Genomic DNA, 13,034 nt, shown 5'->3' with positions numbered 1-13,034 from the left:
TGCGGGTACAGGGCGCGCCCGGGCGGTGGCCGCCGATGACTCACCACTACCTCCACAGATCGGCCGGGCAGTCGGGCGAGCCTTGTCGGCGGCGGTCTGATCAGCGGCCGTGCTCGACCGGCGGCAGTGCCGAATCCGCTGGCGGCTACGGCGGTTCGGGTGGCGGTGACGGTCGAGCCTTGTCGGCCGACGTTTGTTCAGCGGATGGCGGTACATCCGGTCCGGTGGTAGCGCGTTGGGTTCCACCGTCTCCGGCCCGTGCGACTGCCGCGTGCGGCGAGGGTGAACACCCCCGGTCAGCCCGGGGAATTCGGGGACGGGGTGGGGGAGGGGAGGGCACAATGGGCTGGTGGTTGTGCGTGGGGGACGGCCTCGGTTGATCGCGTTGGACGTCGACGGGACGTTGCTGGACGCCGGGGTGCCGGTCAGCGAGCGAGTGGTCGCGGCGGTGCGCGCCGCCGTGGCGCAGGGCGCGCATGTCGTCGTGACCACCGGGCGCTCGCTGCTGGCGACGCGGCCCGTGCTGGCCGAACTCGGGCTCGTCGACGGGCACGCGCTGTGCTCCAACGGCGCCGTGCACATCGATGTGCGGCGCAGCGCGCCGGTCGCGGTGCACGCGTTCGACCCGGCGCCCGCCGTCGCGACGCTGCGTGATCTGTTCCCGGAGATGGTGTTCGCGGTGGAGAAGGTCGGGGTCGGCACCTGGGCGACCGGCGCGAGTCCCGGCGGCTACCCGATCGGCGACTACCTGCTGGTCGACCACGACGCCCTGGGCAGCGAACCCACGCCGCGGCTCAACTGCTGGTGGCCCGACGGCTCGCTCGAGGAGATGCTGCCCCTGCTCGAATCCTGGGAGTCGCCCGAATCCTCCTGGGTGCACGGTGATCTCGGCCCGTGGCTCACCGTCTCGCCCCGCGGCGTCTCCAAGGGCTGGGCGCTGGAACGCCTGCGCCGCGCCCTCGACATCCCCCGGGCCGAAACCCTCGCCATCGGCGACGGCTACAACGATCGCGAAATGCTCACCTGGGCAGGCCATTCCGTGGCCATGGCCAACGCGCCCGCCGAAATCCAGGACCTCGCCGACGAAATCACCACCGACGTCACCACCGACGGCGCGGCCCGCATCCTCGAACGCTGGTTCTGAGCCCGCGAAGCTCGATTCGAGGTCGGTCACCACCGGCTGAACCGTGATGCCAACGGCCCAGGCGCTGCGAGAGGGTCTCGGTGGTGGGACCGATCTGCCGGCGCACCTCTTCGAGGCGGCGCGGCACCCGCACCTACGTCCGCCCGCAGGCCGTGGGCTCCGGCGTGCGCCTCGCTGAGCCAGGATCGCGGCCGCGCCGCCGCTGGTCGCCGCGAGCGCGGCACCCGCTACCGCGGACGAGGCGCCCACGGCGGCGGTGACCCCACCCGCTGCGGACTCGAGCACCTACTGCCGAGCACGCCGCAGGCGTCGGCTCACCCGCCGGTCCGCTCGAGCACGTCCAGGTAGTGGGCGTTGGTCATGACGCCCAAGACATTTCCGAAGGGGTCGACCACGGACGCGGTGACGAAACCCTCGCCGCGCGGGGTGATCGGCTCGTACACCGTCGCGCCGAGGGCGAGCAGGCGTTCGACGGTGGCTTCGAGATCGTCCACGTGCCAGAACAGGACGCTGCCGCCGGGGGTGTCGCTCGCGCCGGGCGGGGCGTAGCGGCGGTCGACGAGGCCGAGTTCGTGCTGGTAGTCGCCGACGCGGAACTCGTAGTAGCCGCCGGGGACGCGGAAGTAGGGCGGTTGGCCGAGGAATTCGGTGTACCAGTCCTTGGCGGCCTCGAGGTCGTCGGCGTAGTAGGTGACCGTGGTCATTCCGCGCAACATGTCCGTCTCCTTGGTTCGTCGTTCGTGCTGGTGAAACCATCCTCGCGGGCAAAGTGCTCATCGAGTGAGCACTTTTCCTGGCAGAATTTCCGGTATGCGAGCGGACCGGTTGGTGGCGACCCTGTTGCTGATGCAGGCGCGCGGGCGGGTGACGGCGGCTGAACTCGCCGCCGAACTCGAGGTGTCGGTGGCGACGGCGCGCCGCGACCTGGAGGCGCTGTCGGCGGCGGGTGTCCCGGTGTATCCGCAACCGGGTCGCGGTGGAGGTTGGCAGCTGGTGGGCGGGGCGCGCACCGATCTCACCGGGCTCACCGAATCCGAGGCGCGGGCATTGTTCCTGCTCGCCGGGCCCTCGGCCACCGGCAATCCCGAGCTTGAGTCGGTGCTGCGCAAGCTGATTCGTGCGCTCCCGCACACCTTCCGCGCCGACGCCGAAGCGGCTGCCGACGCGGTGGTCGTGGACCCGTCACGCTGGGGCGCTCGCGACCGGGAGCGTCCGGCGGAAGTGCTTGTGCTGCAACGTGCCGTGGTCGAGCGTCGCCGTGTGCGGCTGATCTACGACAGCGCGGGCCGCCGCACCACGCGGACGGTCGATCCGTGGGGCCTCATCGACAAAGACGCCGTCTGGTACCTGGTCGCGGGCACCGACCGCGGCAGGCGCACCTTCCGCGTCGACCGCATCGTGGAATCCCGCCCCCTCGACGAAATCTTCGACCGCCCAGCCGATTTCGATCTCGCCGAGGCGTGGGCGGAGGTGGTGGAGGAGATGGAACGCCGCCGCGCCGCCACCTCGGCCGACGTCCTGGTGGCCCCGGATCTGCTTCCGGTGCTGCGTGACCAGCAGGGCAGGCACTGCGAGGTGGACGGGCCGGTCGGGGACGGCCGCGTCCTGGTCCGCATCACCGCCCCGACCCCGCGCATGGTCGCCCGCCAGCTCGCGGGCTGGGGCGACGACGTGGAGGTGCTGGGACCGGCCCCGGTACTGGAGGCACTGGCCGGACTCGGGACGGAACTGCTGCGGCGGTATGGCGCGACCGCGAATTAGCCGTTCCTGGAAGCGGTTTCACGGCGGCCGCCACCGTCGAGCTGGTCGCCGCGCACGGTGGTCGGTATCGTCGCGACGTGCTCGCCGCCCACCGCCGAGGATCCGCCCCACCGGAGCCGCCGAGTGATCGTCTGGGGTCCACCAGACGGCGGGACTCGTGCTCTCCATGGTGCGGGCCCGGTCGATCTCGAGTATGGGTCCGCCATGCGGCCGGACCCGTACACCGACGCGGCTAAACGTGATTTGAGCCACTGAGTTTGCCTTCCGGATGCCGGACCGGCTTGCATGATCTCGTCCGGTTCGCGAGGTTCCGGACTGTCGTTGCCCAGCAACGAAATTCGAGATCATGGTCGGGGGAGAGATGAGAAATATCATGGGGCGTGCAATCTTCCGCAACGCCGGTCGCACGGTGATCGCGGCGGCGTTGCCGGTGGCGGCGGCGGTCGCGCTCGTCGGTCCGCCTGCGCCGGCGCAGGCGGCACCCGTCGCGGCGCCGGCGCCGGTGGTCCAGCAGATCGCCGAGCCCGCGCAGGTGCCGGTGTTCGCGGCCGCGGTGGGTATCCCGCTCGAGGACGTCGCCACCGACCCGAACGCGCAGAACTCCGATCCGCTGGCCAATGGCGCGGTCGCGGGCGCGGCCGCCGGCGCCGCGGGTTCGGGTGTGCTGGCCGCGGCCACCTGCCTGCCCGCGTTCATCGTGATGGCGGTGCCCTGCGGCATCTCCGGCGCGCTGAGCGGCGCCGTGACGGGCGCCGTCGTCGGCCTGCTGGTCGGCGCGATCGCCCCGCACCTGATGCCCCAGGTGCTGCCCTGATCCAGGGCTGACGCGGATTCCCTTGAACCGCACCACAATCGGGCCGTGCCGGAATCTCCGGCACGGCCCGATCCGTGTCCCGGCGACGGCTCGCCTTCAGCCGAACCACATCGCGCTCGCCGAACTCACCCGTCACTGGTTCGGAGGCGAACGAAGACGACATGTGCCGGGTCGAAGAGCGGCCCGCGTTCGGCTGGGTCGACGGCGACCACTCGATCGTGCCTACCCGGTCGGCACCGCCGCTCGCTGGGCGAGTGCTCGCACCACTTCGGTCGCGACCACCGCGTGGCCGCTGGCGGCGAAGTGGATCAGGTCGTCGCTCATCAGGTCGGTGCGCAGGCGCAGGGGGTGCTCCCAGAAGTCCACGAGGACGGCGTCGTAGCGGGCCGCGAGGTCGCGGATGATGTCGTTGAGCGCGGCCATCGGTGCTCGCATGGGCCGCATCGGGGCCATGCGGTCGCTGTCCCACACGTCCGCGACGGTGAAAGTGGACAGTTGCGCGCCGGTGCGCGCGAGGGCCGCGTATATGGCATCCAGGTTGGCGCGGACGGTCTCCAGACCCGCGCCCGCGAGGAACAGGTCGTTGCCGCCGCAGGTCACGTGCACCAGGTCGGGCGCGAAATCCAGTACGGCACCGAGCTGTTCGGCACGGACCTGCGCCGACGTGGCCCCGCGCAGCCCGGTGTTGAGGTAGGCGGTGTCGGGGTGCGCGGCCCGGAGCGCGCCCGCGACGCGCTTCGCCCAGCCGCCGTCGGCGTAACCGGGCCGGGGATCGCCGACCCCCTCGGCGATCGAGTCGCCCAGCACCGCGAACCGTCGCCACGGGGCGTCCAAGAGCAGTGCGCGAGCGGTATAGGGAGACAACACCATCGGGTCGTCGGCTTCGGTGCGCGGGATATCGCGGGTCATATCGTTTCTCCTGATCGGGAATCGGCGGCGGGGACGGGCAGGGCGATCAAGCAGGCGGCGAGCACGGTGATGCCCGCGCCGATCGCGAAGACGGTATGGAGCGCGGTGAGCGGTGCGCCGGGATTCGCGGCGAACACCGCGGCGAGGATCGCGACGCCGAGCGCGCCACCGAGCTGCCGGGCGGTGAGCGTCATCCCGATGCCCGCCGCGAAGCGTTGCGGTGGCACGACACTCGCGGCCGCCGCGGACAGCACGGTGACCACGATCCCGACCCCGCCACCGCCCAGGATGCCCGCGGGCACCCAGGCCGTCCACAGCGCGGGCTCGGGCCCGAACGCGTCGGTGCTCATCCAGACCAGGGTCCCGGTGAACAGGAGCGTGCCGAGTACACCGGCCGCGCGCCGCGCCCGTGGCGTGGTGAGGCGGCCCGCCGCCACGGCGGTGACCATCGAGGACACCGCGCCGATCGACAGCGCGCCCGCCGCCCCGAGCGTCGAGTAGCCCCAGATGGCGTCCAGGAACAGCGGTCCGGCCAGCAACCACGCGAACATCGCCGCGCCGAAGACGAACGAGCTCGCGCCCGCCAGCGCGTATCCGCGATCGCGCCACAGGTCTATCGTCACGGCGGGTTCGGGGTGGCGCGCCGACCGCAGCACCGCAGGCACGAGCAGCGCGCCGCCGAGGACGATCGCGACGGACGTGCCGAGTGCGCCCCACCGATGGCTCTCGGTGATCCCGGCGACGATCGCGCCGAGACCGAGCGCCACGGCGAGGGTGCCCACGGGGTCTGGCCACCGCCCGTCGCGGTGCGTGTCGGCGGGCACCACCCGCAGCACGGCGGCGATCAGGATCGCGACCACCGGCACATTGACGAGGAAAACCGCTGGCCAGCCGAACAATTCGACCAGACCGCCACCGACGGCGGGCCCGACGACGGCGGCGAACCCGCCCGCCGCCGACCACGCGCCCATGGCGGCGCCGATCCGTTCCGGCCTGCTCGCGGCGAGTACCAGTCCGAGCGCGGCGGGCACCATGAGCGCCGCGCTCGCGCCCTGGGCGATGCGCCCGGCGACCAGCGTCGCGGCGTTCGGCGCCAGCGCGCACAGCGCCGAAGTCAGCGCGAACGCCAGCAACGCGCCGAGGAACACCCGCCGCCGGCCGAGCGCGTCGGCGAGGCGGCCGCCCGGCGTGAGCAGCGCGGCGAAGGCGACGGCGTAGCCGCTGACCACCCAGGTGAGGGTGGCGGTGGATGTGCCGGGGAAGTCGCGGGCGATCGCGGGGAAGGCGATATTGACCACGGAGAGATCGAGAAACGCGATGAACGCCGCGCCGCAGGCGACGAGCAGGGGGCCGGTGGTCGGGGGACTCTCGGTCCGCACCTCGGACATGGGTATCCTTCGGGAGAGAAACAAAACGTACGATCGTTCGTGCATTAAAGTATGGCCGATCGTTCGTCCGTGCAAGCCCCCGATGGAAGAATGACGCACATGGCCGAGACGACAACCGATCAGCGCCTGGTCAAGGGCGCGAGGTCCCGCGCGGCGATCGCCAGGCACGCGGCCGACGTGGCCTCGGTCGAGGGGCTCACCGGCGTGAGCATCGGGCGGCTGGCGGCCGACCTCGGCGTCAGCAAGAGCGGCATCGCGACGCTGTTCGGGTCGAAGGAAGCGCTACAACTGGCCGCCGTGCGGGCCGCGCGGGAGGTGTTCGTGGAGCGGATCATCGCGCCCGCCATGGCGGAGCCGTCTGGACCTGGACGACTCCGCGTCCTGATCGACCGCTGGTTCGACCATGTGCTGGAGCCGTCCTTCCCCGGCGGGTGTTTCCGCACCGCCGCGGTCGCCGAGTTCGACAGCAGGCCGGGCCCGGTGCGCGACGCCATCGCCGCCGACCGCGACGAATGGCTGACCTTCCTCGCGGGCGAGATCGGCAAGGCGCAGGCGGCGGGCGCGCTGACCGGCCACGACCCCGACGCCCTCGCGTTCGAACTGGACGTCTTGGTGGGAGCCGCCAGCACCGCCCATCAGTTCGGCGATGAGAAGCGCGTTCGCATGGCGCGGCAACTGGTGGACCGCCTGCTGGCTTGAAAACTGGCTCGCGGAACGGGATTCACACATGCCGGTCGCTGCCGCGCGGGTGTCGCGCCTGCCCTCCGGGTGGTCGCGGCGAGTGACGGGCTCGGCCGGGCGGCATCGGCACTCCAGCACTCAGGCATGGTGCAGGATGCCGCAGTGAGTCGTGGTCCGGCCCCGAATCCCTCAGGCCGACAGTGCGAGCGCGCCGCTGTACGCCGATTCGTAACGCGCGCAGGCCAACGCGACGAGTGCGCCGTGCGCGCCGAGCACACCGGCGTGCACCAGCTCCGGCGCGGCGGTGCGGAGCCGATCGGTCAGCAGGCCGGGCGCCAGGAACCACGGCGCCACGATCACCCGCCCGGCACCGCGGGCGCGCAGGCGCGTGATGGCCTCGTGCACGGTGGGTTCCGTTGTCGCGAAGCAGATTTCGGCGGGCAATCCGGTCAGCGCCGAGAGCTGACGCGCCACCGTCGCGGTGCGCACGTTGGCGGCGGCCGAGGACGAACCGACGGCGGCCACCGCGATACCCAGACCGGGCTCGAGCGCCCCTGCGGCCGCGATCACACGGTCGCGCAGCACGCCGATCAGCCCCGGATCGGGCCCGAGCACATCCGCCTGCGTCAGCGTCAGCCGCGGATGACGCGCACGCGCCGCGTCGAGCAATCCCGGCAGATCCACCCGGGCGTGGAACGCGCTGCCCAGCAGCAGCGGCACCACGATCGCCTCCGAATGTCCTTCGGCGGCAACGGCATCCACGACCTGCTCGACCGAGGGCGCGCTCAGGTCGAGGAACGCCAGCCGCACGTCGAGATCGGGCCGCGCGGCGGCGATCCCGGCCGCGACCGCCGCCATGGTGGCCGCCGACCGCGGATCACGACTGCCGTGCGCTACCGCGATCAACGCGGGACGTGCCCCCGCGACCGGGCCCACGCGGTCCGGCCGGATTCCGGGGAACACCGCGCTCACCTCAGACTCCCGCGCCGACCTCGACGGCGGTCAGCACGTCACCGACCAGACCCGCGCCGAGGGTGTTGCCCCCCGCCGGGTCGATCAGCAGGAAGCTGCCCGTGTGGCGGTTGGCCCGGTAGTCGTCGGTCGCGATCGGCTCCGCGACGCGCACCGAGATGCGGCCGATATCGTTGAGCGACAACGCTTCCGGATTCGGATCGGCGGCCAGGCGCTGCTCGTCGAACCGCTCGATGAGCGCGCCGACGATGGCCTGGGTGGTCTTGGTGCCGTGCTTGAGCAGCAGGCGGGCGCCGGGGCGCAGCGGTTTGTCGCCCAGCCAGCACACGGTGGCGTCGAAGCTGTCGATCGGCTCCGGCGCGTCGGCCACCGAGGCGATGATGTCGCCGCGCGAGATGTCCACGTCGTCGGCCAGGATCAGCGTCACGCTGCGCCCGAACTGCGCGACCGCCAGCTCGCCGTCGGGGGTGTCGATGCGCTCGACCGTGGTGCGCACACCCGAGGGCAGCACCACGACCTCGTCGCCGGGCGCCACCGAACCGGCCGCGATCTGCCCGGCGTAGCCGCGGTAGTCGGGGTATTCCGGGGTGCGCGGGCGGATCACGTACTGCACCGGGAACCGCAGGCCGAGCGAATGCGTGCCCGTGTTGTCGGCGTCCGCCGGCACCGATTCGAGATGCTCGATCAGCGATGGGCCGTCGTAGTAGGGCGTGTTCTCCGAGCGGCTGGCGATGTTGTCGCCGTGCAGCGCCGAGACCGGGATCTCGAGCACGTCCTCGGGCGCCCAGCCCAGTGCCGAGGTGAGCTTGGTGAATTCGGCCGAGATGTCGGCGAATACGGTGGCGGCGTCGTCGACCAGGTCGATCTTGTTGACGGCCAGCACCAGCTTCGGCACCCCGAGCAGCGCCAGCACCGCGGCGTGGCGGCGGGTCTGCTCGATCACGCCCTTGCGCGCGTCGACGAGCAGGATCACCAGCTGCGCGGTGGACGCGCCGGACACGGTGTTGCGGGTGTACTGCACGTGCCCGGGGGTGTCCGCGAGCACGAAAGACCGCTTGGGCGTGGCGAAGTAGCGGTAGGCGACATCGATGGTGATGCCCTGCTCCCGCTCCGCCCGCAGCCCGTCCACGAGCAGCGACAGGTCCGGGGTGGACAGGCCCTTGTCGACCGACGCGCGGGTCACCGCGTCGATCTGGTCGGCCAGCACGGACTTGGTGTCGTAGAGCAGCCGTCCGACCAGGGTGGACTTGCCGTCGTCGACAGAACCGGCGGTGGCCAGCCTCAACAGGTCGGACATCTCAGAAATAACCCTCTCGCTTGCGGTCTTCCATCGCGGCTTCGGAGACACGGTCGTCACCGCGGGTGGCACCGCGTTCGGTCAATCGGGACGCCGCGACCTCGGCGAGAATCGCCTCGTTGGTCGCCGCGTCGGACAGGATGGCGCCGGTGGTGGAGCCGTCGCCGACGGTGCGGTAGCGCACCGAACGGGTCTCGAGCACCTCGCCCTCGCGCGGGCCGCCCCACACGCCGGGGGTCATCCACATGCCGTCGCGCTGGTACACCGGGCGCTGGTGGGCGTAGTAGATCGTGGCCAATTCCACGTTCTCCCTGGCGATGTAGCGCCAGATGTCCAGCTCGGTCCAGTTGCTCAGCGGGAACACCCGCACGTGCTCACCCGGCGCGTGCCGTCCGTTGTAGAGGTTCCACAGCTCGGGGCGCTGGCGCTTGGGGTCCCACTGGCCGAAGGCGTTGCGCAGCGAGAAGATCCGCTCCTTGGCGCGCGAACGCTCCTCGTCGCGGCGGCCGCCGCCGAACACCGCGTCGAAGCGGTGCTCGGTGATGGCGTCCAGCAGCGGCACCGTCTGCAACGGGTTGCGGATGCCGTCGGGGCGCTCGGTGAGCCGGCCGTCGGCGAGGTAGTCCTCCACCTTCGCGACGTGCAGGCGCAGACCGTACTTCTCGACCACGTGATCGCGGAACTCCAGCACCTCGGGCAGGTTGTGTCCGGTGTCCACGTGAAGCAGCGCGAAGGGCAGCGGCGCGGGCCAGAAAGCCTTGAGCGCCAGGTGCAGCAGCACCGTGGAGTCTTTGCCACCGGAGAACAGGATCACCGGCCGCTCGAATTCGCCCGCCACCTCACGGAATACGTGGATGGACTCGGATTCGAGCGCGGCCAGCGTGTCGAATTCGCTGATCCCGAGCGAACGTTCGGTCTTCACGGTGTTCGTCATGCTGTTCCCTCTTTCGCATTCCCGAGCGGCCCCACGTGGTTACGCGAGCTGCCTGCGGGCCCTGACTCGGTCATGCTGTCTCCTCGTGCCGCGGGCACGGTGTGCGCCTCGCTCATGCCTTGTGCAACCCGCATTCGGTCTTGGCGAGGCCGGCCCAGCGGCCGCTGCGCGGATCGGCACCCGGCTCCGGCTTCCGCGTGCACGGAGCGCAGCCGATGGACGGATATCCCTCTTCCACCAGGGGATTGACGAGAATGCCGTGCTGTTCGATGTAGGCCTGCATCTCGTCGTCGGACCACGGCGCGATCGGGTTGATCTTCACCAGGCCGAAGGCTTCGTCGTAGGAGACCAGCGGCGCGTTCGCCCGTGTCGGCGCCTCCACCCGGCGGATGCCGGTGGCCCAGGCGTTGTAGGGCGCCAGGGATCGCTTCAGCGGCACCACTTTTCGCAGGCGGCAGCACTCGTTCGCGTCGCGGGCGAACAGATCCTTGCCGAGCAGGTCGTCCTGCTCGGCGACGGTGTGGTCGGGCCGCACGTTCACCACGTTCACGCCGTAGACCGCCTCCACGGCGTCGCGGGTGCCGATGGTCTCGGCGAAGTGGTACCCGGTGTCGAGGAACAGCACGTCCACGCCCGAACGCACTTGCGCGGCCAGGTGCACCAGCACGCCGTCCTGCATGTTCGAGGCGACGATGTACCCGGTGCCGAAGGTCTCGTCGGTCCAGCGCAGCAGATCGATCGCCGAGGCGTCGGGGCCGAGGTCGGCGGCGCCCTGTTCGGCGAGGGACCGCAGCTCGTCCTCGGACAGCTTCTCCGCGAGTTTCGTTGTCACCATTGCTCTCCCGTCACGCGAGTCACGACGCTCATCGCAGATCGGCCTCGTCGGCACGCACCGCCCACTGCGCGAAACGCTCGTCCGCGTCGCGGTTCTTGACGAAGTTGCGCACCACGCGCTCGATGTAGTCACCGAGTTCCGCGCTGGTCACCTTGTGCTGGCGCAGTTTGCGGCCGAAGCCGCTGTCGAGGCCGAGACTGCCACCCAGGTGAACCTGGAAGCCTTCCACCTGATTCCCGTCGCCGTCGTCCACCAACTGTCCCTTGAAGCCGATGTCGGCGATCTGGGAGCGCCCGCACGAGTTCGGGCAGCCGTTGATGTTCACGGTGATCGGCACGTCGAGGTCGGCGTTGAGGTCGGCCAGGCGCTGCTCCAGTTCGGGCGCGAGCACCTGTGACCGCTTGCGGGTCTCCACGAAGGAGAGCTTGCAGAACTCGATACCGCTGCACGCCAACAGGTTTCGCCGCCAGATGGACGGACGTGCCTGCAGGCCCAGCGGTGCCAGCTCGGTGATGAGCTCCTCGACCTTGTCGTCGGCGACGTCCAGGACGATCAACTTCTGGTACGGCGTGAACCGGATGCGATCGGACCCCACGCGCTCCACCGCGTCGGCCACCTTCTGCAGGATGGTGCCCGACACGCGGCCGGCGATGGGGGAGAAGCCCACGGCGTTGAGCCCGTTGCGCAGTTTCTGCACGCCCACGTGGTCGATCGGCTTGGCGGGCTGCTCCGGCGCGGGACCGTCGATCAGCTTGCGCTTCAGGTACTCGTCCTCGAGCACCTGGCGGAACTTCTCGATGCCCCAGTCCTTGACCAGGAACTTCAGGCGCGCCTTGGTGCGCAGGCGGCGGTAGCCGTAGTCGCGGTAGAGGGCCACCACGGCCTCCCACACGTCGGGCACCTCGTCCAGCGGCACCCACGCGCCCACGCGCTGGGCCAGCATCGGGTTGGTGGACAGGCCGCCGCCCACCCACAGGTCCAGGCCGGGACCGTGCTCGGGGTGCACCACGCCGACGAACGCGATGTCGTTGATCTCGTGCACCACGTCCTGCAGGCCCGAGATCGCGGACTTGAACTTGCGCGGCAGATTCGAGTACCGCTTGTCGCCGATGTAGCGGCGCACGATCTCCTCGATGGCGGGGGTGGGGTCGAGGACCTCGTCGAGCGACTCGCCCGCCAGCGGCGAACCGAGCACCACGCGCGGGCAGTCGCCGCAGGCCTCGGTGGTCTGCAGGCCGACGTCCTCGAGGCGTCGCCAGATCTCCGGCACGTCCTCGATGCGGATCCAGTGGTACTGGACGTTCTCGCGGTCGGACAGGTCGGCGGTGTCGCGGGCGAACTCGGTGGAGATCTGGCCCAGGGTGCGCAGCTGGCGGACGCTGAGCGCGCCGGCGTCGCAGCGCACCCGCATCATGAAGTACTCGGCCTCGAGCAGGTCGATGTTCTCGTCGCCGGTGTAGCTGCCGTCGTAGCCCTGCTCACGCTGGGTGTAGAGGCCCCACCAGCGGAAACGGCCGCGCAAGTCGGCCTTGTCGATGCTGGCGAAACCGCCGGGCGCGTAGATGTTCTCGATGCGCGCGCGGACGTTGAGCGGGTTGTCGTCCTTCTTGCTCTGCTCGTTCGGGTTCAGCGGCTCGCGGTAGCCGAGCGCCCACTGGCCCTCGGACTTGCGGCGGACCGGGGCGCCGGTGCGGGCGCGGGTGCCGGCCGGGACCTCCCGGCGGGGTCGCTCCGGGCGGTTGGCACGGGCGCGGCGTTCCGCGGCCGGGCGTTCGGGACGCTCGGCGTCCGCGCGCTGCGGGCGTTCGGTGGCCGAGCGCGCCGGACGGGCGGCGGGTGCGGGCTGATCGGTGTGACCGGCGTCGGTGCTCGACGTCATGGGGTCGCTCCTGCGGGGTGGGTGGAACATCCGTGCTGAAGGCGCGAGGGGCTGATCTCACGCCCGCGGTATCAGCGGACCGATGGGGGAGTCGCCGGAGGATCCGGACGGAGGCGCCGCTGGGCTACCGGGAGAACCCGGGCCGACAACAGTCGCTGCAGACGCGCTTGTAATCGACGTGGCGACGTGCCACCAGTCGTACTCCGAATGCGCGCATGCGAGCCATTCTGCCACGTCAGCGAGGTCGCTCCGACCGGGATGCCGGTATTCCCCGCGAAAACCCGGGAAATTCCCTGGACCACGGGGCCCATTTGTGACCGGCGTCATAGACCTCCCTACGGTCGCGACCGGTGATTCGCCCGAACTGTCCGGTGTGGGGTGCGGCACCGCCTCCGCCGTCGCGCGTCGAGGGAGTGGGAT

At 70.9% G+C, this 13,034-nt stretch carries 12 protein-coding genes; 4 read left to right on the top strand and 8 right to left on the bottom strand.

Going from position 1 to position 13,034, the window contains the following annotated elements:
- The first annotated feature begins 349 nt into the window (after window positions 1-349).
- Entirely contained in the window at window positions 350-1,144 is a 795-nt protein-coding gene (locus tag DFR74_RS21915; RefSeq protein WP_113975237.1) for an HAD family hydrolase, read from the top strand.
- A 314-nt stretch (window positions 1,145-1,458) separates the two neighbouring features.
- Here the strand turns inward: DFR74_RS21915 and DFR74_RS21905 are convergent, their stop codons facing one another.
- Window positions 1,459-1,860, bottom strand: coding sequence for a VOC family protein (locus DFR74_RS21905; protein WP_067511993.1), 402 nt, complete (start codon window positions 1,858-1,860; stop codon window positions 1,459-1,461).
- A 94-nt stretch (window positions 1,861-1,954) separates the two neighbouring features.
- Between DFR74_RS21905 and DFR74_RS21900 the strand changes: the two genes are divergently transcribed.
- Both DFR74_RS21900 and DFR74_RS21895 read left to right on the top strand, forming a co-directional pair.
- Complete coding sequence (locus DFR74_RS21900) at window positions 1,955-2,905, top strand: helix-turn-helix transcriptional regulator (protein WP_067511991.1); 951 nt, start codon at window positions 1,955-1,957, stop codon at window positions 2,903-2,905.
- Between the two features lie 373 nt (window positions 2,906-3,278).
- Window positions 3,279-3,719 (top strand): hypothetical protein, encoded by a 441-nt coding sequence (locus tag DFR74_RS21895; protein ID WP_067511989.1) that lies wholly within the window; start codon window positions 3,279-3,281, stop codon window positions 3,717-3,719.
- A gap of 222 nt (window positions 3,720-3,941) precedes the next feature.
- Here the strand turns inward: DFR74_RS21895 and DFR74_RS21890 are convergent, their stop codons facing one another.
- Entirely contained in the window at window positions 3,942-4,628 is a 687-nt protein-coding gene (locus DFR74_RS21890) for an SGNH/GDSL hydrolase family protein (protein ID WP_067511987.1), read from the bottom strand.
- Window positions 4,625-6,016 carry an MFS transporter gene (locus tag DFR74_RS21885; RefSeq protein WP_067511985.1) on the bottom strand — a complete coding sequence of 464 codons (1,392 nt, stop codon included), beginning with the start codon at window positions 6,014-6,016 and terminating at the stop codon, window positions 4,625-4,627. The genes DFR74_RS21890 and DFR74_RS21885 overlap by 4 nt, the downstream gene beginning before the upstream one ends.
- Window positions 6,017-6,106: 90 nt before the next feature.
- Here DFR74_RS21885 and DFR74_RS21880 point away from each other — a divergent pair, with 90 nt between their 5' ends.
- Window positions 6,107-6,715, top strand: coding sequence for a TetR/AcrR family transcriptional regulator (locus tag DFR74_RS21880; RefSeq protein WP_113975236.1), 609 nt, complete (start codon window positions 6,107-6,109; stop codon window positions 6,713-6,715).
- A gap of 171 nt (window positions 6,716-6,886) precedes the next feature.
- On the opposite strand, the gene DFR74_RS21875 is transcribed toward DFR74_RS21880, so the two are convergent.
- The 5 genes from DFR74_RS21875 to DFR74_RS21855 all read right to left on the bottom strand — a co-directional run bounded on the left by DFR74_RS21875 (window position 6,887) and on the right by DFR74_RS21855 (window position 12,614).
- Window positions 6,887-7,660, bottom strand: coding sequence for a sirohydrochlorin chelatase (locus tag DFR74_RS21875; protein ID WP_267898915.1), 774 nt, complete (start codon window positions 7,658-7,660; stop codon window positions 6,887-6,889).
- Window positions 7,661-7,670: 10 nt separating this feature from the next.
- Window positions 7,671-8,966 carry a sulfate adenylyltransferase subunit 1 gene (locus tag DFR74_RS21870; RefSeq protein WP_067511983.1) on the bottom strand — a complete coding sequence of 432 codons (1,296 nt, stop codon included), beginning with the start codon at window positions 8,964-8,966 and terminating at the stop codon, window positions 7,671-7,673.
- Between the two features lies 1 nt (window position 8,967).
- Window positions 8,968-9,900, bottom strand: a complete 933-nt coding sequence (cysD, locus tag DFR74_RS21865; protein ID WP_067511981.1) for a sulfate adenylyltransferase subunit CysD — start codon at window positions 9,898-9,900, stop codon at window positions 8,968-8,970.
- Between the two features lie 112 nt (window positions 9,901-10,012).
- Entirely contained in the window at window positions 10,013-10,735 is a 723-nt protein-coding gene (locus DFR74_RS21860; RefSeq protein WP_067511979.1) for a phosphoadenylyl-sulfate reductase, read from the bottom strand.
- 28 nt (window positions 10,736-10,763) lie between these two features.
- Window positions 10,764-12,614, bottom strand: coding sequence for a nitrite/sulfite reductase (locus tag DFR74_RS21855; protein ID WP_067511978.1), 1,851 nt, complete (start codon window positions 12,612-12,614; stop codon window positions 10,764-10,766).
- Between the last annotated feature and the right edge of the window lie 420 nt (window positions 12,615-13,034).

The organism is Nocardia puris, from assembly GCF_003315035.1.
GTDB lineage: Bacteria > Actinomycetota > Actinomycetes > Mycobacteriales > Mycobacteriaceae > Nocardia > Nocardia puris.
The sequence above is the reverse complement of the archived record's forward strand: the minus strand, read 5'-3'. Positions and strand labels throughout refer to the sequence as shown.

Bases quoted from the DNA above. Each gene is read 5' to 3' on its own strand.
- DFR74_RS21855 (WP_067511978.1), bottom strand. From the start codon at position 12,614: ATGACGTCGAGCACCGACGCCGGTCACACCGATCAGCCCGCACCCGCC.
- DFR74_RS21900 (WP_067511991.1), top strand. From the start codon at position 1,955: ATGCGAGCGGACCGGTTGGTGGCGACCCTGTTGCTGATGCAGGCGCGC.
- DFR74_RS21880 (WP_113975236.1), top strand. From the start codon at position 6,107: ATGACGCACATGGCCGAGACGACAACCGATCAGCGCCTGGTCAAGGGC.
- DFR74_RS21890 (WP_067511987.1), bottom strand. From the start codon at position 4,628: ATGACCCGCGATATCCCGCGCACCGAAGCCGACGACCCGATGGTGTTG.
- cysD (WP_067511981.1), bottom strand. From the start codon at position 9,900: ATGACGAACACCGTGAAGACCGAACGTTCGCTCGGGATCAGCGAATTC.
- DFR74_RS21895 (WP_067511989.1), top strand. From the start codon at position 3,279: ATGGGGCGTGCAATCTTCCGCAACGCCGGTCGCACGGTGATCGCGGCG.
- DFR74_RS21885 (WP_067511985.1), bottom strand. From the start codon at position 6,016: ATGTCCGAGGTGCGGACCGAGAGTCCCCCGACCACCGGCCCCCTGCTC.
- DFR74_RS21860 (WP_067511979.1), bottom strand. From the start codon at position 10,735: ATGGTGACAACGAAACTCGCGGAGAAGCTGTCCGAGGACGAGCTGCGG.
- DFR74_RS21905 (WP_067511993.1), bottom strand. From the start codon at position 1,860: ATGTTGCGCGGAATGACCACGGTCACCTACTACGCCGACGACCTCGAG.
- DFR74_RS21870 (WP_067511983.1), bottom strand. From the start codon at position 8,966: ATGTCCGACCTGTTGAGGCTGGCCACCGCCGGTTCTGTCGACGACGGC.